The sequence below is a fragment of the Actinocorallia sp. A-T 12471 genome, assembly GCF_033875155.1.
Taxonomy (GTDB): Bacteria; Actinomycetota; Actinomycetes; order Streptosporangiales; family Streptosporangiaceae; genus Actinocorallia.
This window is the reverse complement of the sequence record NZ_JAWZTE010000001.1, coordinates 443,719-465,713: the sequence shown is the minus strand read 5'-3', so window position 1 is coordinate 465,713 and position 21,995 is coordinate 443,719. Positions and strand designations below refer to the sequence as shown.

At 70.2% G+C, this 21,995-nt stretch carries 18 protein-coding genes; 10 read left to right on the top strand and 8 right to left on the bottom strand.

Going from position 1 to position 21,995, the window contains the following annotated elements; translation table 11 throughout:
* Positions 1-35 precede the first annotated feature (35 nt).
* The gene (locus R9X44_RS02175; protein WP_319812213.1) at positions 36-1,424 is read right to left on the bottom strand and encodes a sigma 54-interacting transcriptional regulator; all 1,389 of its coding nucleotides are present in this window, start codon (positions 1,422-1,424) and stop codon (positions 36-38) included.
* 89 nt (positions 1,425-1,513) lie between these two features.
* On the opposite strand from R9X44_RS02175, the gene R9X44_RS02170 reads away from it, so the two are divergent.
* Positions 1,514-2,710 (top strand): FIST N-terminal domain-containing protein, encoded by a 1,197-nt coding sequence (locus tag R9X44_RS02170; RefSeq protein WP_319812212.1) that lies wholly within the window; start codon positions 1,514-1,516, stop codon positions 2,708-2,710.
* Entirely contained in the window at positions 2,700-3,629 is a 930-nt protein-coding gene (locus tag R9X44_RS02165) for an ROK family protein (RefSeq protein ID WP_319812211.1), read from the top strand. Before R9X44_RS02170 ends, R9X44_RS02165 begins: the two co-directional genes overlap by 11 nt.
* A gap of 102 nt (positions 3,630-3,731) precedes the next feature.
* On the opposite strand, the gene R9X44_RS02160 is transcribed toward R9X44_RS02165, so the two are convergent.
* Positions 3,732-4,883: a cystathionine gamma-synthase gene (locus tag R9X44_RS02160; protein ID WP_319812210.1), complete on the bottom strand. Its 1,152-nt coding sequence runs from the start codon at positions 4,881-4,883 to the stop codon at positions 3,732-3,734.
* 261 nt (positions 4,884-5,144) lie between these two features.
* Here R9X44_RS02160 and R9X44_RS02155 point away from each other — a divergent pair, with 261 nt between their 5' ends.
* From R9X44_RS02155 to R9X44_RS02145, 3 genes are all read left to right on the top strand, one after another.
* Complete coding sequence (locus R9X44_RS02155) at positions 5,145-7,301, top strand: MMPL family transporter (protein ID WP_319812209.1); 2,157 nt, start codon at positions 5,145-5,147, stop codon at positions 7,299-7,301.
* Between the two features lie 172 nt (positions 7,302-7,473).
* A complete protein-coding gene (locus R9X44_RS02150; RefSeq protein ID WP_319812208.1) occupies positions 7,474-8,784 on the top strand; it encodes an ATP-binding protein in 1,311 nt (436 codons plus the stop codon).
* Entirely contained in the window at positions 8,759-9,370 is a 612-nt protein-coding gene (locus tag R9X44_RS02145; RefSeq protein WP_319812207.1) for an RloB family protein, read from the top strand. Before R9X44_RS02150 ends, R9X44_RS02145 begins: the two co-directional genes overlap by 26 nt.
* Before the next feature lie 12 nt (positions 9,371-9,382).
* On the opposite strand, the gene R9X44_RS02140 is transcribed toward R9X44_RS02145, so the two are convergent.
* From R9X44_RS02140 to R9X44_RS02130, 3 genes are all read right to left on the bottom strand, one after another.
* Entirely contained in the window at positions 9,383-10,627 is a 1,245-nt protein-coding gene (locus R9X44_RS02140) for a hypothetical protein (RefSeq protein ID WP_319812206.1), read from the bottom strand.
* An 88-nt stretch (positions 10,628-10,715) separates the two neighbouring features.
* Positions 10,716-10,904, bottom strand: a complete 189-nt coding sequence (locus tag R9X44_RS02135; RefSeq protein ID WP_319812205.1) for a DUF397 domain-containing protein — start codon at positions 10,902-10,904, stop codon at positions 10,716-10,718.
* Positions 10,888-11,724: a helix-turn-helix transcriptional regulator gene (locus tag R9X44_RS02130; RefSeq protein WP_319812204.1), complete on the bottom strand. Its 837-nt coding sequence runs from the start codon at positions 11,722-11,724 to the stop codon at positions 10,888-10,890. Before R9X44_RS02130 ends, R9X44_RS02135 begins: the two co-directional genes overlap by 17 nt.
* 116 nt (positions 11,725-11,840) lie before the next feature.
* Here R9X44_RS02130 and R9X44_RS02125 point away from each other — a divergent pair, with 116 nt between their 5' ends.
* On the top strand, positions 11,841-12,332 hold the full coding sequence (locus R9X44_RS02125; protein ID WP_319812203.1) for an ATP-binding protein: 492 nt from the start codon (positions 11,841-11,843) through the stop codon (positions 12,330-12,332).
* A 10-nt stretch (positions 12,333-12,342) separates the two neighbouring features.
* Here R9X44_RS02125 and R9X44_RS02120 read toward each other — a convergent pair whose 3' ends face one another.
* Positions 12,343-13,710, bottom strand: a complete 1,368-nt coding sequence (locus R9X44_RS02120) for a cystathionine beta-synthase (RefSeq protein WP_319812202.1) — start codon at positions 13,708-13,710, stop codon at positions 12,343-12,345.
* A gap of 194 nt (positions 13,711-13,904) precedes the next feature.
* On the opposite strand from R9X44_RS02120, the gene R9X44_RS02115 reads away from it, so the two are divergent.
* The 4 genes from R9X44_RS02115 to R9X44_RS02100 all read left to right on the top strand — a co-directional run bounded on the left by R9X44_RS02115 (position 13,905) and on the right by R9X44_RS02100 (position 19,723).
* Positions 13,905-14,909, top strand: coding sequence for an SGNH/GDSL hydrolase family protein (locus tag R9X44_RS02115; protein WP_319812201.1), 1,005 nt, complete (start codon positions 13,905-13,907; stop codon positions 14,907-14,909).
* 519 nt (positions 14,910-15,428) lie between these two features.
* Entirely contained in the window at positions 15,429-16,571 is a 1,143-nt protein-coding gene (locus tag R9X44_RS02110; protein WP_319812200.1) for a PQQ-binding-like beta-propeller repeat protein, read from the top strand.
* Between the two features lie 131 nt (positions 16,572-16,702).
* On the top strand, positions 16,703-17,920 hold the full coding sequence (locus tag R9X44_RS02105; RefSeq protein ID WP_319812199.1) for an acetyl-CoA C-acetyltransferase: 1,218 nt from the start codon (positions 16,703-16,705) through the stop codon (positions 17,918-17,920).
* Positions 17,921-18,106: 186 nt separating this feature from the next.
* Positions 18,107-19,723, top strand: coding sequence for an ATP-binding cassette domain-containing protein (locus R9X44_RS02100; RefSeq protein ID WP_319812198.1), 1,617 nt, complete (start codon positions 18,107-18,109; stop codon positions 19,721-19,723).
* An 88-nt stretch (positions 19,724-19,811) separates the two neighbouring features.
* Here R9X44_RS02100 and R9X44_RS02095 read toward each other — a convergent pair whose 3' ends face one another.
* Positions 19,812-20,588: a Bax inhibitor-1/YccA family protein gene (locus R9X44_RS02095; protein WP_319812197.1), complete on the bottom strand. Its 777-nt coding sequence runs from the start codon at positions 20,586-20,588 to the stop codon at positions 19,812-19,814.
* 85 nt (positions 20,589-20,673) lie between these two features.
* Positions 20,674-21,816 (bottom strand): class I SAM-dependent methyltransferase, encoded by a 1,143-nt coding sequence (locus R9X44_RS02090; RefSeq protein WP_319812196.1) that lies wholly within the window; start codon positions 21,814-21,816, stop codon positions 20,674-20,676.
* Between the last annotated feature and the right edge of the window lie 179 nt (positions 21,817-21,995).

Sequence of the window (21,995 nt, the reverse complement as noted above, 5' to 3'; positions counted from 1 at the left end):
GTTCCCCCTCGGGTCCCTCGCGCGGGACCGTCGTGTTACAGCCGGTATGTCGAGCCGTCTCCGGAGACGTCCTTGGACAGCCGGCGCGTCAGGTAGAGGCCCTCCAGGGCGAACTCGATCGCCGCGGCGGCCTGTCCCGGGGACTCCCCTTCGAGGTCGAGCGCGGACATGATCTTGGCGAGGCCGCGCACCGGGCCGAGCCGCGTCAGCAGGTCGGGGGCGGCGACGAGCTCGCCGACCTCGACGCTCTCGCCCTCGTCGAACCGGTCGAGCAGGCCGCTCAGGTCGGCCCCGCCGAGCCTGCGCCGGAACGTCTCGGCGACCGCGCGGCGCAGCAGGTGTTCCAGCACCTCCTGCTCGCGGCCCTCCTCGCTGACCTCGAACTCGACCTTGCCCATCAGGCTCGGGACCGTCGCGGGAAGGTCGGCGACGCGGGCGACGGCGGTCTCCTCGCCGGTGATCGCGGCGCGCCTGGCCGCCCCGGCCGCGACCGTCTCGACCGCGGCGATCGAGAACCGCGCGGACACGCCGGAGCGCGCGTCGACGGCCTTGGACTCCCGGACGAACCTGGTGAAGCGCGCTATGACCTCCAGCAGGTGCCGCGGCGTCTCGGCGACGAGCTCGGCCTCCTGCTCGATCAGGTCGATCTCGGTGTCCAGGGACAGCGGGTAGTGGGTGCGGATCTCCGCGCCGAACCTGTCCTTGAGCGGGGTGATGATCCTTCCCCGGTTCGTGTAGTCCTCGGGGTTGGCCGACGCGATGAGCAGGACGTCGAGCGGGAGCCGCAGGTTGTAGCCGCGGATCTGGACGTCGCGTTCCTCAAGCACGTTCAGCAGCGCGACCTGGATGCGCTCGGCGAGGTCGGGCAGCTCGTTGACGGCGAAGACGCCCCGGTTCGTCCGGGGGACGAGGCCGTAGTGGACGGTCTCGGGGTCGCCGAGCGTCCTGCCCTGCGCGACCTTGATCGGGTCGACGTCGCCGATGAGGTCGCCCACCGAAGTGTCGGGAGTCGCCAGTTTCTCGGCGTATCTCTCTTCCCTGTGCCGCCACACGACGGGCATGTCGTTTCCCGCCTCAGCGGCAAGCCTGATGCAGCGGGAGCACACCGGCGCGTACGGATGGTCGTTGATCTCACACCCTTCGACCGCAGGACTCCATTCGTCAAGGAGGCCGGAGATGGTCCGGATCAATCGCGTTTTGCCCTGTCCGCGCTCCCCCAGGAGCACGAGGTCGTGCCCGGCCAGCAGGGCCCGTTCCACATGCGGCAACACCGTCTCATCGAAACCGACGATTCCCGGAAAACGCGATTCCCCGGATTTCAATCGTGACAAGAGGTTCGTCCGTAGCTCCGCCTTGACCGAGCGGTGAACATGTCCGGAGTCGAGTAGCGCGCCCAGAGCGGCCTCACGCGGTTGAGAAGACACCTAAACGAGACTACGTCCCCGATGTCCCGTCCGCACTGTTTACATGGGAGTGGTTTCTAAAAGGCGTGGGGCCCGGTTGAATCGAAAGCATGACTCGTTTCGGGGACGGACTCGCGACGGGGCTGGACCTCGCCGCCGCGGCGGAGGAAGCCGTCCGGCAGGCGACCCGCTCCCTCGACGGACGGGCCGATCTGCTGTGCGTCTTCGTCAGCGGATCGGATCCCGCGGAGATCGAACGGGCGGCCCGCCACGCCATGGCGGTCACCGACGCCCGCACGGTCCTCGGGTGCAGCGCGCACGGCGTCATCGGCGGCGGCCGTGGCGTCGAACGCGGCCAGAAGGACACCGACGACGTGGGGGCGGTCGCCGCCTGGGCGGCGATCCTGCCCGGGGCGAGGCTGACCCCCTTCGAACTGGAGACCCTGCGGGCCGAGGACCGTCTCGTGGTCGTCGGGATGCCGGAGGCGGCCCCCGACGACGTCGTCGGAATCCTGCTCGCCGACCCGCACTCCTTCCCGGTCGACGCGTTCGTCGAGCGGTCGGAGGAGGTGCTCCCAGGGCTGCCGCTGGTAGGCGGGCTCGCCGGAGGGGGCGAAGGCGAGTCGCGGCTCTTCGTGGACGACAAGATCATCGAATCCGGGGCCGTCGGCGTGGTCATCGGGGGCCAGGTGGCGGCGACGACCCTGCTCAGCCAGGGCGCGCGACCGATCGGCCCGCTCATGACCGTCACCAGCGCCGAACAGAACATCCTCTTCGAACTCGCGGGATCACCCGCGCTCGACAAGCTCGAAGAGGTCGTCGCGGGACTCACCGGATCGGAACGCGAACTCGCCGCCGAAGGGCTGCTGATCGGCGTCGCGATGGACGAGTACGCCGACGAGCACGAACAGGGCGACTTCCTTGTGCGCGGCGTCGTCGGCGTCGACCCCGACACCGGGGCCCTTGCCGTCGGCGACGTGGTGGAGACCGGGCAGACCGTCCGGTTCCAGGTGCGCGACGCGGGAGCCGCCGACAGCAACCTCGACCAGCTCGTCCGCGGGTTCGACGTGGGCCCGGTGGAAGGCGCCCTGTTGTTCTCCTGCAACGGGCGCGGCAAGGCCATGTTCGGAGGTTCCGACCACGACATCCGGGCCCTGGACGGGTTCGGGTCCGTCGGCGGATTCTTCGCCGACGGTGAGATAGGGCCGGTCGCCGGCCGCAATCACGTGCACGGTTTCACGGCCTCCATCCTCGCTTTCGGAGCCCGTGACGCACGGCAAACCGGAAGGACAGCGCATGGGCGATGAGCGCGTTCTAGCCATAGACATCGGTGGCACCAAGATGGCCGTGGGGATCGTCGACCCGGGAGGACGGGTCGAGTCCTATGAGCGGGCAGAGACCCCCAAGGTCGACGCCGAGGGCCTGTGGCGCCTTGTCGAGGCCCTCCTCGACAAACTCCCCGAATCAGACCTCATCGGCGTCGGCGTCGGCTGCGGCGGTCCGATGCAGTGGCCGGCCGGCGAGGTCTCCCCCCTCAACATGCGCGGGTGGCGGAACTTCCCGCTGCGCGCGCGCCTCAAGGAGCGGTACCCGTCACTGCCGGTGCGGGTGCACAACGACGCCGTCGCGGTCGCGGTCGGCGAGCACTGGCGCGGCGCGGGCAAGGGCTCGTCCAACGTGCTGGGGATGGTCGTGTCGACCGGCGTCGGCGGCGGACTGATCCTCGGCGGCAGGCTCATCGACGGGGCCAGCGGCAACGCCGGACACATCGGGCACATCGTCGTCGATCCCGGCGGCATGCCCTGCGCGTGCGGCGGCCGCGGCTGCCTCGAGGCCATCGCACGCGGCCCCGCACTCGCCGCGTGGGCGCAGGCCGAAGGGTGGCGGGCCGAGCAGGAGATCGCCAGCGCCCGCGACCTCGCCGCCGACGCCGCCCGCGGCCACCCCATCGCCGTCGCCGCCATGCGCCGCGCCGGCCGCGCCCTCGGCATCGGCATCGCCTCCGCCACCCACCTCTGCGACCTCGACGTCGTCGCCATCGGCGGCGGCCTGGCCCAAGCCGGCCCCCTCCTGTTCAACCCCCTCGAAGAGACCTTCCGCGCCCACGCCCGCATGCAGTTCGCCCGCCACGTCCGCGTAGTCCCCGCCGCCCTTGGCCAAACCGCCGGCCTGGTCGGCGCCGCCGCCCTGGTGTTTGAAGGCGAGTCCTACTGGAACGCAGACTAAAGATTTCTTCCCGCAGTCCCTCCGGAACTGCGGGAAGAAACCCACCCAGCCCACAACCCCTTCGCGCGCAGTCCCTTCGGGGCTGTGCGCGAAGAAGGTGGGTCAGGTTAGGGCTTGTTCCAGGTCGGCTAGGAGGTCGGTGGGGTCTTCGATGCCTACGGAGAGGCGGATCAGGTCGGCGGGGACTTCCAGGGGGGAGCCGGCGGCTGAGGCGTGGGTCATGCGGGCCGGGTGTTCGATGAGGGACTCGACGCCGCCCAGGGACTCGGCGAGGATGAACAGCTCGGTGGACTCGCAGACCTTGACGGCCTCGGCCTCGGTGCCCATGCGGAAGGACACCATGCCGCCGTAACCCTTCATCTGGCGCTCGGCGGCCTTGTGGCCCGGGTGCGACGACAGGCCGGGGTAGAGGACCTGGGAGACCTTCGGGTGCCGGGTCAGGAGGTCCACGACCTTCTCGGCGTTCGCGCAGTGCCGGTCCATCCGGACGCCGAGCGTCTTGATGCCGCGCAGCGTCAACCACGCGTCGAACGGCCCGGCGACCGCCCCCATCGCGTTCTGGTGGTAGGCCAGGCGCGCCCCGAGTTCCTCGTCCGCGGCGACGAGCGCGCCGCCGACGACGTCGGAGTGCCCGCCCATGTACTTGGTCGTGGAGTGGACGACGACGTCGGCCCCGAGCGCGAGCGGCTGCTGGAGGTAGGGACTGGCGAACGTGTTGTCCACGACGAGCAGCGCCCCCGCCGCGTGTGAGATCTCCGCGAGCGCGGCGATGTCGGCGACGGCGAGCAGCGGGTTCGTCGGCGTCTCCGCCCACACCGCGACGGTCTCGGGACGCAGCGCCGCGCGCACCGCGGCGAGGTCGCCCAGCGGGACGGGCGTGAACTCCACGCCCCAGTCCGCGTAGACCTTGGCGAACAGACGGTACGTGCCGCCGTACGCGTCGCCGGGGATGACGACGTGGGAGCCGGGACGGCACACCGCGCGGAGGAACGCGTCCTCGGCCGCGAGTCCCGACGCGAAGGCCAGCCCGCGTTCGCCGCCTTCGAGGGCGGCGACGCACTCTTCCAGCGCGGTGCGGGTGGGGTTGGCGCTGCGGCTGTACTCATAGCCGCCGCGCAGGCCGCCGATCCCGTCCTGCTTGAAGGTCGAGACCTGGTGGATCGGCGGCACGACCGCGCCCGTCACCGGATCGGGCTCCTGCCCCGCGTGGATCGCGAGCGTCTCGAAGCCTCTTGTGTTTCCCCGTGCGTTCATGCCCGCAAGGCTAAGGCCCCTCCTCCTTCAGAAGGTGGAGGTCCGCCCAAGGTAGGGCGGCGCATCTCACCACTGAGTACGTTGTGTCGCCGCGCGCCCGGCGGATAGGGTGTCGTCAACCTCAGGTTGACGGTCGGGCCGCGCCCGACCCGGTTGTCCACAGGGCATTCGAACCTGTGGATAACTTCCTCGTGAATTCACCCCCCGCCGCTAGCTTGGGATCGAGCAGAGCGACATTTGAACGAGAGAGGCCCCGTAATCATGTTCGGACGTCTGGGGAAAGTCGTCGTCAGACATCCGTGGTGGACTATCGCCGCATGGCTGGTCACCGCGGCGCTCATCATTGCTTTCGCCCCCAAATTGGACACCCAGGCCGACCAGGCGGAGTTCCTGCCGTCGTCCTATGAGTCGGTCCAGGCCGCGAAGGTCGCCACCGAGGCGTTCCCGCAACAGGAAGCCGCCTCCGCCCTGATCGTCGTCAAGCGGACGGACGGCGCGGCGCTCAGCGAGACCGATGTGACCAAGGTCACCGAGGTCGCGGGCGCGCTGCCCAAGCCGGAGAGCGTCACGGGCATCATCACCGGCCCACAGGCGGTCTCCCCCAACAAGCTCATCCAGGTCGTCTCGGTCTCGATGACCGGCACGAGCCTGGAGGCCCAGGAGAACTGGATCAAGGCGGTCCGCGACATCCGCGCGGCCCTGCCGGGACAGCTCCAGGGCACCGGCCTTGAGGCCAAGGTCGGCGGCGACGTCGCCATGTTCGCCGACAACGAGGACTCCTTCGAACGCTCCACGCAGATCGTGAGCGTCGCGACCTTCGTCCTCATCATCGGTCTCATCCTGCTCATCTTCCGCGCCCCACTCGCGGCTTTCCTGCCACTTGTGGTGATCTCGTTCACCTCGACCGTCGCGATGGGGCTCGTCGCGATCGCGGCGAAGGTGATGAACTTCGCGGCCGACCAGTCGCTGTCGCTCGTCATCGTCATCGTGCTGTTCGGCATCGGCGCGGACTACTACCTGTTCCTGATGTTCAGGTACCGGGAGCGGCTGCGCGCGGGCGAGGACCCGAAGACCGCGATGATCAGCGCGGTGGAGCGGGTCGGCGAGGTCATCGCCTCGGCGGCCGCGGCCGTCGCCGTCGCGTTCCTCGTGCTGCTGCTCGCGGAGTTCAAGGCGTTCAACGCGTGGGGCCCGGCCCTGGCGATCACCGTGCTCACCATGGCGCTCGCCGGTGTGACGCTCATCCCCGCGCTGGTCTCGCTGCTGCGCACCGCGGTGTTCTGGCCGTCGAAGGCGTGGAAGAGCCAGCCTGAGGGCAACACCGCGCGCAAGCTCGGCGCGCTCGTCGGCGGACGGCCCGTGCTGTCGGCGCTGGTGTCGGGCGGGGTGCTCATCGGGCTCGCGTTCGGCGCGCTGTCGTTCAAGGCCGACTACGACTTCCAGGCGGGCTTCCCGCAGGACACCGAGTCCGCCCAGGCCGTCAAGGACATGCAGACGGGCTTCCCGCCCGGCCTGACCACGCCGGTCCAGGTGTTCCTGAAGAGCGAGAGCGGCGCGGCGCTGACCGAGCAGCAGCTCGCGGAGTTCGGTGAGAAGGCCAAGACGCTGCCCGGCGTCGGCCAGGTGCAGCCAGCGATCCCCGGCCAGTCGAGCCAGGCGATCGCGCGGGTCGACCTGCTGCTCCAGGAGAACCCGCTGGCCAACGAGGCGATCACGCTGGTGAAGGACGAGCTGCGCCCGGCCGTCCACAAGATCACGCCGGACGGGGTCACGGCCTACGTCGGCGGGCAGACCGCGCTGTTCTCGGACATCAACTCCGTGAACAACCGGGATCTTTCGGTCATCCTGCCGGTCGCGGCGCTGCTGATCGCGTTGATCCTCGCGCTTCAGCTCCGCAGCCTCGTCGCGCCGCTGTACCTGGTGCCGGCGGTGCTGCTCGGGTTCGCCGCGACGATCGGCGCGTCGGTCTACCTGTTCCAGTTCGCCCTGGACAAGCCGGGCCTGACGTTCCAGCTCCCGATCATCCTGTACCTGTTCGTCCTGGCGATCGGCACCGACTACAACATCCTCATGACGGCCCGGCTGCGTGAGGAGGCCCGCGAGGGCCACGAGCCGAAGAAGGCGGCCTCCCTGGCCGTCGAGCATGGCGGCCCGACCGTCATGGCCGCGGGCCTGATCCTCGCCGGCACGTTCGCGGCGCTGGTCCTGGCCCCCGTCGCGATGATGCAGCAGATGGGCTTCGGCGTCGCCATCGGCATCACCCTCGCCGCCTTCGTCATGTCGGTCTTCCTCGTCCCCGGCATCACCGCCCTGCTCGGCCACAAGGCATGGTGGCCGGGCCACGCCGACGAACCCCCCACCCCCACCACTCCCCCCACCCCCACCCACCCCACCGAATCCGAACTAACCGGCAGCTGACCCCCGGGCGGCCCGCCCACGCGGGCCGCCCACCCTCACTAAAACCCGATCGTTATCGAGAGTCCCCACGCTCGCGGGGAGGGCGCCGCGTACAGTGATCACGCCCCGTGAATGTGCGGGATTTCCGCACGGAACTGGGTAGGTCTAGCCGTACGAAGGGATGGGAGGGCAGATGCTGCTGAGTTTCCGCACAGCCAACCACCGTTCCCTTTACGACGAAGGCCAGTTGCTGCTGACCCCCGTCTATCCGGGCGACGACTCAGCACAGGAGTGGGAGGCCGTTCCCGTCGTAGGGATCTTCGGCCCCAACGCCTCGGGCAAGTCCAACGTGCTCGAAGCCCTCATCTACATGTCCCGCATGGTCCGGGCCTCATTTCAGGACAGCGAACCAGGTGCGGGCGTCGCGCGGCACCCGTTCTCGCTCGACCCGGCCTCCGCGCGGGAACCCTCCTCCTTTGTGGTCGACCTGCTTCTCGGCGCGACGGATTCGCCGGACTCCCTGTTCGAGCACAAAGGCATCCGCTACGAGTACGGCTTCTCGGTCGACGGGGAGCGAGTGGCCGAGGAGTGGATGTACAGCTATCCCCACAAGCAGCGTCGCACGATCTTCCACAGGACGTTCGACTCCTACGAGTGGGGGACGCATACCGCCAAGACGATGCGCGACGTCGCGGAGATCGTGGAATCCAACGTCCTGTTTCTCTCCGTCGCCGCCCGCTCGAAGCAGACGCAGGTCAGGCCGGTCTACGACTGGTTCACCCGCGTGAGGTCCCGTAGGTACGGCACCTCCTCCCCGCGTCGGCTCGGGTCGCTTCCAGACGATCCCGACGGCAGCTATCTGACGTGGCTGACCGGTCTCCTCCGCGCCGCCGACACCGGGATCGAGGATGCCGAGGTCATCGAGGAGACGGAGGAGGAGTTCGACGTCCGGCTCTCCCTCATGGGTGAGTCAGCGCGTCGCTTCGCGCGCCGCGAGCGCACCGTCAGGTTCTGGCATCGAGGCGAGCACGGGAGTTTCCCGCTCGCCATCGATGACGAGTCCGCGGGCACCCAGTCCCTCATCACGCTCGGCCGTCCGGTCTTCCTCGCGCTGCGCGCGGGCGCGACCCTCGTCGTTGACGAGGTCGACGCGAGCCTGCACCCCTATGTCTCGGCCCACCTCATCCGGCTTTTCCAGCGGCCCGAGACGAACCCCCGGCGGGCACAGCTCATCTTCAGCACGCACGACGCGGCGCTGCTCGGGCGCATTCAGGGCGAGGAAGTGCTGCGGCGGGATCAGGTCTGGTTCACCGAAAAGGATTCTTGTGGGCGAACCGAGCTTTTCTCGCTTACCGAGTTCAAACCACGTAAAGGCGAGAACCGGGAGCTGCGCTACCTCGCGGGGCGGTACGGTGCCGTTCCGAACGTCACCGACGAACTGATCCAGGCAGCCCTAGCGCAACGCGGAGTCGCCGACGATGTCCCCCCGGACCCCCAAACCTGACGGCAGACCCGTCAGACCCTCTGCCAGCAGACCCACCGACCTGCGTCGCAAGCACGGCACCCGCGAGGAGAAGGACAGGTTCCTCGTCATCGGCGAGGGACCGACCGAAGTGGGCTACCTCACCGGGTTGAAGCGACGCGGCATCGTGCTCGAGGTACGTCATTACGGCGATCTCGACCACCGCAGCGTGGTCGCCAGAGCGGTACGGCTGAAGCAGGGTCCAGATGAGTACGACGCCGTCTGGTGTGTGCTCGACACCGAGCTCGATCGGGAGATGACGCGCGAGATGCTCGCGATGGCAGCGGCGGGGGACGTCAGGCTCGCGCTGTCCGCGCCCTGCTTCGACTTCTGGCTGCTTCTGCACCAGGTGGACCATCGGAGGATCTTCCAGTCGGCCGGGGAGGTCGAGAGGAAGCTCAAGAGCCTGATGCCGACCTGGGATAAGGGCAACACGAAGTTTCGGGACTTTCAGGACGGGCTCCCGAAGGCGATGGATCGGGCGCGCGTCTTGGATCCGGGGCCCGGCCACGGGGGGAAGCTCTTTAGTGAGGTTTGGAGGCTTGTGGAGTTCCTTGGGGCGAGCTGAGGGGGTGGGGGGTTAGGGGGTGGGGTGGGGGGTTATGCGCCAGAGGTTTAGGTGGGAGCGGTTGAGGTTGGTGTTGGGGATGGGGAGGGGGGTTGTGGTGGGGGTGCCGGTCGTGCGGTCGAAGGTCAGGTAGGTGAGGTCGCCTGGGGATTCGTAGAGCTGGTTCAGGGCGTGGATCTTGGTGGGGGTGAAGGCGAAGTAGGGCTTTGTTGTGCCGCCTATTTGGCGGGGGAGGTTTGTGGTGAAGAGTTCGGTGGTTCGGCCGGTGGCGATGTTGGTGGAGAAGACTCGGCCGTCGGCGTAGATCCAGTCGAGGTGGTCGTCGCGTAGGGAGTGGGGGCCGTAGGAGCTGAGGCCGAAGGGCTCGAAGCTGAGCTTTGTGTTGTCGGGGAAGGTCAGGGGGCGGTGGCGGTAGTGGCCGGTGCGGGTGTTCCAGGTGACGACCCGGGGGTGTTGGCTGCCGTCGGCGTCGCGGTCCCAGGAGAGGAAGATTATTTTGTCGCGGTGACAGGGGAGTTGGCCTGGCACTACGACGGCGTCGAAGGATGGTCGCCAGGCCACGAGCTCTTCGGCGCCGGTCGGGGAAGGCGGGTAGAGGCGGGCGAGCATCTGGGGGGAAGCGCCGGGGTCGGCTTTGGAGGACATGCCCGGGATTGACGCGGATGCACTCAAATGGGAGCCGGGGTCGCCGGAAAGGCCGAAGATCTGGCCGTCGCAGTCGGCGCCGTTGAAGTAGTTGCCTTGGACGTCGTAGAGGCGGCTGCCTGTGTCGGTGGTGACGGTGACCTGGTTGAGGTAGCCGCCCTCGGTGCCGCCCTTGTTGTAGACGCCGATCGCGCCGCCGTCGCGCAGGGCGAAATTGAGGTTCTGCCCCGGCGCTTTCGGGTTGCGGAAGCCGGTCAACCCGTCCTGATCGAGAACGTAGTCGGTGTTCTCGTCGGAGAAGTAGAGGCCGTGGGAGGACCAGGCGAGGGTCGCCTGGTCCATTGCGGCGGTGCGGATTGTGCGGATTGAGCCGTCTTGGGCGACCAGTACGAGGAACCCTGGTTTATGCACTCGGCCCAGCGGGGTGAACATCTCGTCGTTCGCGGGACCGACGTGGAAGGCGAGGACCGCGTCGTCCAGGCGCGCTTCGGACGCCGGAACCGCCGCCCGCGCGAAGACGTTGTCGGAGCCGTCCCCGGTCAGCGCCGAACAGGCCCCCGCCGCCACCCACACCACCGCGACCAGCCCCACGACCCGCTTCCACAGCATCACCGCAACATCTTCCCGTGAGCCAACGCGGAGGCCCCGCCGGGGCGGGGCCGGGGGGAGCGGTGGGGCCCCGCGGGGCGGGGCCGGGGGGTTAGGAGTCGAGGTGGCCGGACTTGATGCGGGTGAGGAAGGAGGAGAGGGAAGGGGCGCTGAGGGAGAGGTGGGAGCCGGGGTTCTTGGAGTCCTGGATGAGGGTTGCGTCGGGGGTGTTGGTGGAGAGTTCGACGCAGTTGGTGTTGTTGTTGCCCTGGCTGTGGGTGCTCTTACGCCAGTCGATCATCGTGCATCGTCTCCATGATCTGTTGTATGAGGAGCAGGGAGGCGTCCTCGGTTAGGGCTGCACCCCTGATCTCATCAAATGCTAGCGCCAGGTTCCAGACCTCGTTTCGATCTTGGATTAGGCGGCCGCCGAACTGTGCCTCCACCCAGCCGACCTGCTTCAGGTCGGGTGCGGTGAGGATGACCATCGCGCCGTCGAGTCCGCGGTGCCAGGGGGCGTCCAGGGGGGTCACCTGGATGTGGACGTTGGGGAGAGCGCCCATTTCGAGGAGATGGGCGAGTTGTTCGCGCATGACGTCGGGGTAGCGACGCGTGCGGATCAGTGCTCCTTCGTCGATGACCGCGAAGAGGTGGGTCGGGTTCTCCGAGCGGGTGAGGATGTCGGGTCTGGCGAGCCTTTTGCGGATGTTCTCCTCGTCCAGCGAACCGGGACCCGCGATGAGGCGCATGTATGCCTCGGTCTGGAGCACGCCGGGAATGTAGGCGGGCTCGTAGGTGCGGATTTCCCGGGCCGTGGACTCTTCCAGGGTGAACGCGTCGAACCAGCTCGCGAGGTGTTCGCGGGTGCACTGGTTCCGGAGGTTCTTGATGATCGGGCTCGTGCGGAAGAACTCGTCGAGAGCCGTGCAGTTCTCTGGATCGGGCAGGGCGCGTTCGTTTTCCCAGCCCGTGTAGGTCTCGCGGGCCACGAAGATGGCGCGGGCCGTGTCGAGTTGGGTGACGCCCTTCAGACCCCGGAGAACGCGCAGAGTCTCCGCGAAATGGGAGTTCAGGCTCTGCGGGGCCTCCGAAAGTTCGGAGATTTCGGAAAGTTCGGACATATCACTACCCCCCTACGGGTGTTCGGGCAGTAACCGTGCGTCTGACTCCCTGAGCGTATTGCGAGGGCCCAGGCTTTGTTGGCAGAAATCCGAAACGACTCGCAACGGAGTGTGTCATGTCGTTCGACAATGCCGGGGGATCTCTTTCCGGCCCCCCGCAGGTTCCACCCCCGGGACGGCCCAGGCCCGTGCCGCCCAAGCCCGTGCCGCCCAGGGTCGCGCCGTCCGTCCTCTTCCAGGGCGAGTTCCTGGCGTCCCCTGCGGCCGTGGCCGTCGCGCGGAGGGCCGCGGTGGCGGCGCTCGGGCGGCACGGGCTCTCGGGCGAGCTGAGCGACGGGCACGCGCTCGTGGTGTCGGAGCTGGTGACGAACGCGGTCACGGCGAGCGCGGGCATCCCGGGGGCGCACTTCCACCTGCGGCTCCTGCGGGACGGGAGCGGGCCGGTCACCGTCGAGGTGTGGGACGCGGCCGCGACGCTCCCGGCCGCGCGGCCGCTCACGTTCGAGGACGAGTGCGGGCGCGGGCTGCACATCGTCGCGGCGCTGTCGAGCAGGTACGGGACGCGGCCCGCGCCCACAGGCAAGTGGACGTACGCGACGGTCCGGTGAGCGCGCCGGGTCAGGACGCCAGGTGCGTCAGGAGGTCCTGGCGGGTGAGCATGCCCTTGGGCTTGCCGTCGACAAGGACGACCGCCGCGCCGTGGCGCTCCAGGACCTCCACGGCCCGGGAGACCGAGTCGCCGGAGCCGAGGGTCGGCAGGGGCGCGGACATGTGGCGGGACAGCGGGTCCTCGGGGCGCGCCTTGCCCGCGACGAGCAGCGACAGGAGTTCCCGCTCGCCGATGGAGCCGACGACCTCGGCGGCCATGACGGGCGGTTCCTCCTTCATGACCGGAATGTGCGACACCTCGTACTCGCGCATCAGCTCGATGACGGAATGGACTGTCTCGTGGGGGTGCGCGTGGACGAACTCGGGGAGTTCGCCGGGCTTCTCGGCGAGGACGTCGCCGACGGTCGCCTCACCCGTCGCGGGGGTGAGGAAGCCGTAGTCGCGCATCCACTCGTCGCTGAAGATCTTGGACATGTAGCCGCGGCCGCCGTCCGGGAGCAGGACGACCACGACGGCGTCGGGGCCGGCCTTCTCCGCGACGCGCAGGGCGGCGACGACCGCCATGCCGCAGGAGCCGCCCACAAGGAGGCCCTCCTCGCGGGCGAGGCGGCGGGTCATGGCGAAGCTGTCCTTGTCGGAGACGGCGATGATCTCGTCGCAGACCGTGCGGTCGTAGGTCTCGGGCCAGATGTCCTCGCCGACGCCCTCAACGAGGTACGGACGGCCGGTGCCACCCGAGTAGACCGAACCCTCCGGGTCCGCGCCGATGACCCTGACGCGGCCGTCGGACACGTCCTTGAGGTAGCGGCCCGCGCCGGAGATCGTGCCGCCGGTGCCGATCCCGGCGACGAAGTGGGTGACGCGGCCGTCGGTCTGCGCCCAGATCTCGGGGCCGGTGGACGCGTAGTGGGAGGCGGGGTTGCCGGGGTTGGCGTACTGGTCGGGCTTCCACGCGCCGGGGATCTCGGCGGCGAGGCGGTCGGAGACGGAGTAGTAGGAGTCGGGGTGGTCGGGCGAGACCGCCGTCGGGCAGACGACGACCTCGGCGCCGTAGGCGCGCAGCACGTTCACCTTGTCGGAGGCGACCTTGTCGGGCACGACGAACACGCACCGGTAGCCGCGCTCCTGCGCGACGATCGCGAGGCCGACGCCGGTGTTCCCCGAGGTCGGCTCGACGATGACGCCGCCGGGCCGCAGCTCCCCCGACGCCTCGGCCGCGTCGATCATCTTGACGGCGATCCTGTCCTTCACCGAGCCGCCGGGATTCAGGTATTCGACCTTCGCCGCGACGAGCCCGGGAACGCCCTCGGTCACGTTGCGCAGCCGGACGAGCGGGGTGTCGCCGATGAGTTCTACGAGTGAGTCGTGTACCCGCACGTGACGTCCTTGTCTGTGCCCCGGGGCCTTGCCCACCCCGCGCCCTATGTCTGAAATGACCGTTTTGTGGGAATACCTTCAGTGTTTTTCACCGGTTCGACACTGTTTCGTCCGGCAGTGGAGCCACCAGAACGCCTCCGGCCCCCGGACGCCTCGGATAGATTCCAAAACGACACTAACGCAGTTCGTCAGGGGTGAGCGAGCACATGCTGAGGGCGCTGACGGCCCGCCGCATCGTCGCGGCGGCGGCATTCGGGGGCGGTGGACTCACCGTCCTCGGCGGGCTGACCTTCGGGCTGCTCGTGGTCGAGGCCAAGGCGGCCAGGAAGATCATCCAGGGGTCGGCGGGGTCTCCGCCGCCGGTCACGGACGGGGTCTACGGGGCGGGACTGCCCGCAGAGGCGCTGTCGTTCACGATGCTCGGCGACTCGACGGCCGCGGGGATCGGGGTCGGCGCGCCGGACGAGACGGCGGCGGGGCTGATCGCGTCGGGGCTCTCGGCGAGCGCGGGACGGCCGGTGCGGCTGACCAACGTCGCGGTGTCGGGGTCGCGGTCGGAGGCGCTCGCGGAGCAGGTGACGCAGGCGCTCGCGGAGAAGCCGGATATAGCGGTCATCATGATCGGGGCGAACGATGTGACGGCGCGGGTGCCGGCCGCGGAGTCCGTCAGGTATCTGGAACGTGCCGTTTCGCGGCTTGTGGAGGCGGGGGCCCAGGTCGTCGTGGGGACGTGCCCGGACCTGGGGTCGGTGGAGCCGCTGATGCAGCCGCTGCGCTGGATAGCGCAGCGGACGAGTCGGCAGCTCGCGGCCGCGCAGACCGTGGTCGTGGTGCGCGCGGGGGGTCGGACGGTGTCGCTCGGAGGGCTGCTCGGCCGCGACTTCGCGATCGAGCCCGGCGAGTTCTTCTCGGCCGACCGCTACCATCCGTCCGCGCGAGGTTACGGTGCGGCGGCCGCCGCCCTGCTACCGTCGGTGATGGCGGCGCTGGACCTCGAACCCGAGGACCGCTTCGCCGAGGGAGTCCTGCCCATCTACCTCGCCGCCGCCTCGGCCGCCGAGCGGCCGGGCACCGAGGTCGCCGCGCGCGGCACGGGAGCGCCCCGCTGGGCGACCCTGCTGCGCCGCAGGGGGACGGCTCCCGATCGTTCCCGCCCCTCCGGCCAGAGCCTGCCGGAGGTAGCGCCCGGCATCGCCTGAGCCACGGCTCGGGCCCCGCACTTATCGGAGCACCCGGCCATGGCCTCCCACACCCACACCCGACCACCCTCCGCACCCAACACCACACCCACCGCAACAGAACCCCCGGCCCGACCCGAGGAAACGCCGGAGGCCCCGCGCCAGGACCGCGCCTCCGACGCACCCACCGCGCCCGCCGAGCGGGCAGCGGAGGTGCCGCACCGCGGCCGCCCCGGCGCGCCTCCCGCGCACGCTGAGCACGTGGCGGGGGTGTCGCAGCGCGAACGGGGGCCGGGCGCGCCTCTTGGGCGGGGTGGGTGGGGGTTTGGGAGGGTTTGTGGGGTTTCTGGGCGGGTGGTTTGGGGTGGGGTGGGCGGGCTTCTTGTGGTTTCTGGGGTTGTGGTGGGGTGTTCGGCGGAGAAGGGGGGCGGGGGGGATATTCCGCGGGTGACGCGGTGGTCGGACACCACCGTGAATGTGGTGAGTCGGCCGATGACGGGTGGGGGCGTCACGGCGGCGACCGCGGTCGGGGAAAAGGGGATGTTGCGGACTGTTGTGCATGATGTGGCGAGCGGGGCGCGGCTGTGGGATGAGCGGGCGACGATGGCGGGGCGGCCCAGCGCGCTGGGGGTGCAGCCTCCTGCGGTCGTGGGCGGGCTTGTCGTGGCCGTCGAGCCTCGGCGGGAGGGCAAGCGCGCACTCGTGGCGCGGGGGGCGCGTGACGGCGTCGAGCGGTGGACGCGGGCCGTCACGACCACGTACGGGCCCGTCGCCTGTGGGGGGCGCGTGTGCCTCACCGAGCGGGCGGGGCGCGGCGACGCCGTCTTCAGCGTGCTCGACGCGGCGAGCGGGGAACGGGTGTGGGGGGTGCGCGGGGTCGCGGAGGTGCAGCACGCGGACGACGAGCGGCTCGTGCTGCTGCGCAGGACGCCGAAGCCCGCGCTCGCCTCTTACGCGCCCGAGACCGGCGCGCGGCAGTGGACGTTCCCGCTGGCCGCCGCCGTCGGCTCCGACGCCGACCTCGACGGCGGCTGGGCCTCCGGCACGACGGAAGAAACGCTGCTGGGGTATGTCGGGCCCGACCAGAAGGGTGGGCGGCTGACCGCCTTCGGGTTCTTCGCGGTGCGGCTGGCGGACGGGCGCAAGGTGTGGTCGCGTCCCGGGCTGCTGCGGGTGCATCCGAGCGCGAACCCTGGGGTCGCGCTCGTCGCGCGTGAGCTGGGGCCGCGCGGGGCGTACGGGGGCTTCATGCGGCTCGATCCTGCGACGGGTGCGAAGGGGCCGGTGGTCCCTGCGTCGGCGCTGCCTAAGGACACGCCGTGGTGGCTGTCGTTCTCCGACGACCTGGGCGCGGTCGGCTTCCTCGCCGGACGCCGTCAGGGGACCGCGTACTCGCTCACGCGCGGCGGCGCGGTCACCGCCGACGGGATGCGCACGTGGGCGTTCTGCACGGTCACCCCCGCCGAGCTGAAGCTGAAGGGCGGCCTCAAGGGCTTCTACCCGACGGCGTCACTGTGCCCGTACGAGCTGTCGGAAGGCCGTCGGGCCGACGACCAGAGCACGCCGCCCCCGTCCTGGTACACGGGCGCGACGGACGGATGGCGCGTCTGGCGCGATGAGAAGGGGGCGCTGCACGGCGTCAAGGACGGCGAGGGCACAATTCCGGGTATGTACGGGCTCTGACCCGCACACCGTTCTCTGGATCGGCGCCTGGAGACGGCTATAGAACTGACGGGTAGGTAACTTAGGACGGTGTGGGACTCCGCACCCGAAGCGGAACCCGCCCGTCCCGGTCCTTGAGGAGAAGAGGCATCATGCCCGAGGCTGTCATCGTCGCCACCGCCCGATCCCCCATCGGACGCGCGTTCAAAGGCTCCCTGAAGGACCTGCGCGCCGACGACCTCGCCGCCACCATGGTCAAGGCGGCGCTGGACAAGGTCCCGCAGCTCGACCCCAACACCATCGACGACCTGCTGCTCGGCTGCGGCCTCCCCGGCGGCCGTCAGGGCTACAACATGGGCCGTGTCGTGTCCGTCCTGCTCGGCCTCGACGCCGTGCCCGGCGCGACCATCACCCGCTACTGCTCGTCCTCGCTGCAGACCACCCGGATGGCGCTGCACGCGATCAAGGCGGGCGAGGCCGACGTGATCATCTCGGCGGGCGTCGAGCACGTCTCCGGTTTCGCGTACGGCTCGTCCGACGGGCCCACCGGCACCACGAACCCGCTGTTCGCCGACGCCGAGGCCCGCACCGAGGTCCTGGCGCAGGGCGGCAAGGACTGGACCGACCCGCGCACCGAGGGCACGCTGCCCGACATCTACATCGCGATGGGCCAGACCGCCGAGAACGTCGCGCGGCTGAAGGGCGTGTCCCGGCAGCGGCAGGACGAGTTCGGCGTCCGCTCGCAGAACCTCACCGAGAAGGCCATCGCGAACGGCTTCTGGGCGACCGACATCACCCCGGTCACCCTGCCGGACGGCACCGTCGTGTCGGCCGACGACGGGCCGCGCGCGGGCACCACCTACGAGGCCGTCTCGCAGCTCAAGCCGGTGTTCCGGCCCGACGGCACGGTCAACGCCGGCAACTGCTGCCCGCTGAACGACGGGGCCGCCGCGCTCGTCGTCATGAGCGACACCAGGGCCGCCGAGCTCGGCCTCACGCCGCTCGCGCGGATCGTCAGCACCGGCGTCAGCGGGCTGTCGCCGGAGATCATGGGCCTCGGCCCGATCGAGGCGAGCAAGAAGGCGCTCGCGCTCGCCGGCCTCACCATCGACGACATCGACCTCGTGGAGATCAACGAGGCGTTCGCCGCGCAGGTCCTGCCGTCGGCCGACGAGCTCGGCGTGGACTACGACAAGCTGAACGTCAACGGCGGCGCGATCGCCGTCGGCCACCCGTTCGGCATGACGGGCGCGCGGATCACCAGCACGCTGATCAACAGCCTGAAGTTCCACGACAAGCAGTTCGGTCTGGAGACCATGTGCGTCGGCGGCGGCCAGGGCATGGCGATGGTCATCGAGCGGCTGAGCTAGGCGTTTCCGCTTCGGCGAGGCGGTCCCTGCGGGAAAACCCGTTGGGGCCGCCTCGCCGCGTTTGCTACGTTCGAGGCATGCAGTACCTCTTCTTCCTGTGAGCTGACCGTCCGCGTCCCGCCGCCCGTCACGGGCCCGCGGGGACGCCGTCGTGTCCCTCACCGGCTTTCTTTCGGAAGAAGAGCAATGCAGCACGTCATCACCCTTCCCGCGCGCTCGCGCGCCCAGCTGACCGCGTCCGGGGTACGGCTCGCGCGGGGCGGCAGACCCGTCCTCACCGGCGTCGACCTGACTGTCTCGCCCGGCTCCCGCTGGGGGGTCGTCGGCGAGAACGGTCGCGGCAAGTCCACCCTCTTGCAGGTGCTCGCGGGGGCGCTCGCGCCCGACGCGGGCGAGGTCCGCAGGATCGGCACGCTGGGGACGGCCGAGCAGGAGATCGACGCGGTGACCGTCGGCGACGTCGTCGCGGTCCATCTCGCCGACGCCCGCGCGGCGCTCACCGCGCTCGATGAGGCGGCCGAGGCCCTGGCCGAAGGCAAGCCGGGGGCTGACGAGTCCTACCAGCGCGCGCTTGAGGCCGCAGAAGCGCTCGACGCCTGGGATGCCGACCGGCGCGTCGATGTGGCCTTGGCCGCGCTCGGCGCGGAGACCGACCGGGCGCGGCCCCTTGCGGAGCTGTCTGTGGGCGGAAGACACCGGGTTCGTCTGGCCTGCTTGCTCGGCGCGCCCTACGACTTCCTGCTCCTTGACGAGCCCACGAACCACTTGGACGCCGCAGCCCTCGACCACCTGACGGCCGCGCTACGGCAGCGCGAAGGCGGCGTCGTGATCGTCTCGCATGACCGGACCCTGCTGGCCGACGTCGTCACGCATGTCCTCGATCTCGACCCCACGCAGGACGGAAAGCCCGCCGTCTACGGGGACGGTTACGCGGGCTACCTGTCCGGCCGTGAGGCGGCGCTGGCGAGGTGGGCCGACGAGCACGAGCGGCAGAAGGCCGAACGGGCGAGGCTCACCGCCGACCTCGCCGCCGCCCAGGCGCGTCTGGTGACCGGGTGGCGGCCGGACAAGGGCACCGGCAAGCACCAGCGCGCCACCCGCGCGCCCGGCCTGGTGAGGAACGTGCATCGGCGGCAGGAGGAGCTTGAGCGGCATCCGGTGCCCGTCCCGGCACCACCGATGCGGCTCAGGGTGCCCACGCTTCCCGCGCTTCCCGGGGTGGCGCTCGTGCGGGCCGAGGGCGTCAGGGTGGACGGGCGGCTCGCCGAGCCCGTCTCGCTGACCCTTGAGTCCGGGTCGCGGCTGCTGCTGACCGGGCCGAACGGGTCGGGGAAGTCGACGCTTCTCGCGGCGTTGGCGGGGGTCGTTGAACCGTCGTCCGGGTCGGTGCGGGTGGCGCGTAGGGCGCGGGTGTGGCTGCTCGCGCAGGAGACGCCGCGCGCCGACCGGCGTAGGGCGGCCGAGGTGTACGAGGCGCATGTTGCCGGGCTCGTCTCGGCGGGGAGGCTCGCGGCGGGGGACGCGGTGGCGGCCGGGTCGCTCGGGCTGCTCGAGCGCCGCGACCTCGACCGTCCGGTGCGCGACCTGTCGACCGGGCAGCGCCGCCGGCTCGACCTCGCCCTGGCGCTCGCCGCGCGGCCGCACGCGCTGCTGCTCGATGAGCCGACCAACCACCTGTCAGCGCGGCTCGTGGACGACCTGCTGCACGCCCTTGAGACGGCGTCGGCGGCCGTCGTCCTCGCCACGCACGACAGGTGGCTGCGCCGGGAGGCCGCGCACTGGCCGGTCCTGAACCTGGCATAGGAACGGCGAAGGGCCCCGGCGCGACGTGCGCCGGGGCCCTTCCTCTGCCGGACGCGCCCTGACTTCACACGGGCGCGGGGACTGAGGGTCAGTCGTTGCCTTGCAGGATCGCCAGCAGGCGCAGGATCTCCAGGTAGATCCAGACCAGGGTGCTGGTCAGCGCGAAGGCGCAGGCCCACGCGAACTTCGCCGGGACGCCCGCCTGGACGCCGCGCTCGATCATGTCGAAGTCGAGCATCAGGAAGAAGCAGCCGACCAGGATGGCGATCACCGAGAAGGCGATGCCGAGCGGGCCGTTCTCCCGGATGCCGATGCCGGTGTCGTTGAACATGCCGACGACGAGGTTGACCACCATCAGCGCGAGCAGCGCGAAACCGGCGGCCACGACGTAGCGGGTGAACTTGGGCGTCACCCGGATGATGCGCAGCGAGTACACCGCGAGCATCGCCGCGAAGGCCAGCGCGGTGCCGAGGATCGCCTGGAAGACGATGCCGTTGTAAAGCGAGTTGTACAGGTGGCTGATCGTGCCGACGGCGATGCCGTAGAACGCCGAGTACGTCAGCGTCAGCGGGCCGCTGGACTTGCCGCTGAAGCTCAGGTACAGGCCGATGCCCAGCGCGACGAGCACCGAGATGAGCGCGATGCCCATGCCGAGGTTCAGCACCCAGGCGACGGTGCCGGCGGCGGCCAGGACGCCAAGGCTGGCGAAGCCCTTGACGACGACGTCGTCGATCGTCATGGTCCGCTCAGCGGGCGGCGCGTAAGCCGGCTGGTCGTACATGCCCTGGAGTTCGGCGGGAGAGGGGGTGTACCCCATCCGTGCCTGCTCCCCTACCTTGCGGAACACGGGGTTCCTGCTCTCCATTACTGCCTCCAGTCGTACTTCTTCATCTCATAGACGGATGGTGTCCGAATATGGTTCCGCCTGAGGCGGGGTAGGCGCACGGGGATCAACGGAGCACCGCCTCCACCTCGTACACCCCGATTCTGCCGTTCTCACACGCGAGCGCGGTAGTGGCCAGGTGCAGCGACCAGACCCTGGCGACGCCCTCGCCCGCGATCCCTTCCCCGAAGGGGCCGCCCGCACCGGTGTCCGGCGAGGCGAGTTCGCGTGCCCAGCCGCGCAGGGTGCGGGCGTAGTCCTCGCGCAGGGCCGTCAGGCCGCGCACCTCGAGGCCGACGGCGTCGAGGAGGGTGAGGAACTCGCCGAGTGTCGGCGTGTCGCCCTCCTTGCCGTAGACGTAGTCGCTGGTGAAGGGCCTGGGCAGCGCGTCGGGCCGGTGGACGGTCTGGCGGGCCAGCAGCCTGCCGCCCGGCCGCAGCACCCCGACCAGGCGCTCGGCGAGCCGGTGGATCTGGGTGGTCCCGGCGGTCGAGACGACGGCGTCGAAGCGGCGGTCGTCGAACGCGCCGCCGGGAAGATCGGTCTCCAGGGTCACGCCGGGCGGGGCCTCGGCGAGGAAAGGGCTGACGGCGGTGACCGAAACACCCGGGCATTCGGCGGCGAGGAGCCGGGAGAACGCGGCGAAACCTGCGTTCAGCTCAAGGACCGATTCGCCCGGCTTGGGGGCGAGTCGGGCGAGCATGTCGCGGGCGTCGGCCTCCTGGGCTGCCTTGAGGCTTTCGGCCTCGGCCCATCGGCCGACGCCGGTGCCGTGGCCGTCACCGGTCATCATGGCGTAGAGGGCGGCGGGGGTCTCGGCCATGAGGCCGTCGCCCGCCTCCTCGGGCGGGGCCTTCGGCTCGGGGCCGACCGCGCCGAGCATCACCGCGGTCCTGACGATCTCGCGCTTGTCGTCGGCGCTGAGCGCGATGGGCTCGTCACCCCTGCGCAGGACCCGTTGCAGCGCGCCGAGCGCGGCGTAGACGTCGCCCTCGATGTCGAGCTCCCCGGCGACGAACGCGCGCACGAGGCCGACCTCGCCCGGCTTCCACAGCAGCCGCCGCAGCGCCCTGCGGTCCCGGATGACGAACGCGGGCGCGCCGGGCGGCCCGGTCTCGCTGCCGTCCCACGCCCTGACCCGGACCGGGGGTTCGGGGCCGAGCAGCCGCAGCAGCAGGGGTTCGAGCCGTCCCACGATCCCGTCCGCCATGCGTCAGTCCCCTCTTGCGGTGTTCGGGCCGTCCGCACCGCCGATCTTAGGCGCGACGGGCCGGGCCTATCCCACTCCCCCGCGCGCGGGTGTGCCACGCGCCACGCGTCGCCCGGCCGGATCGGGACGGGAAAAAATCCGCAGAAACGGCAAACCAATGGTGCCTGCGGGGCATCTCA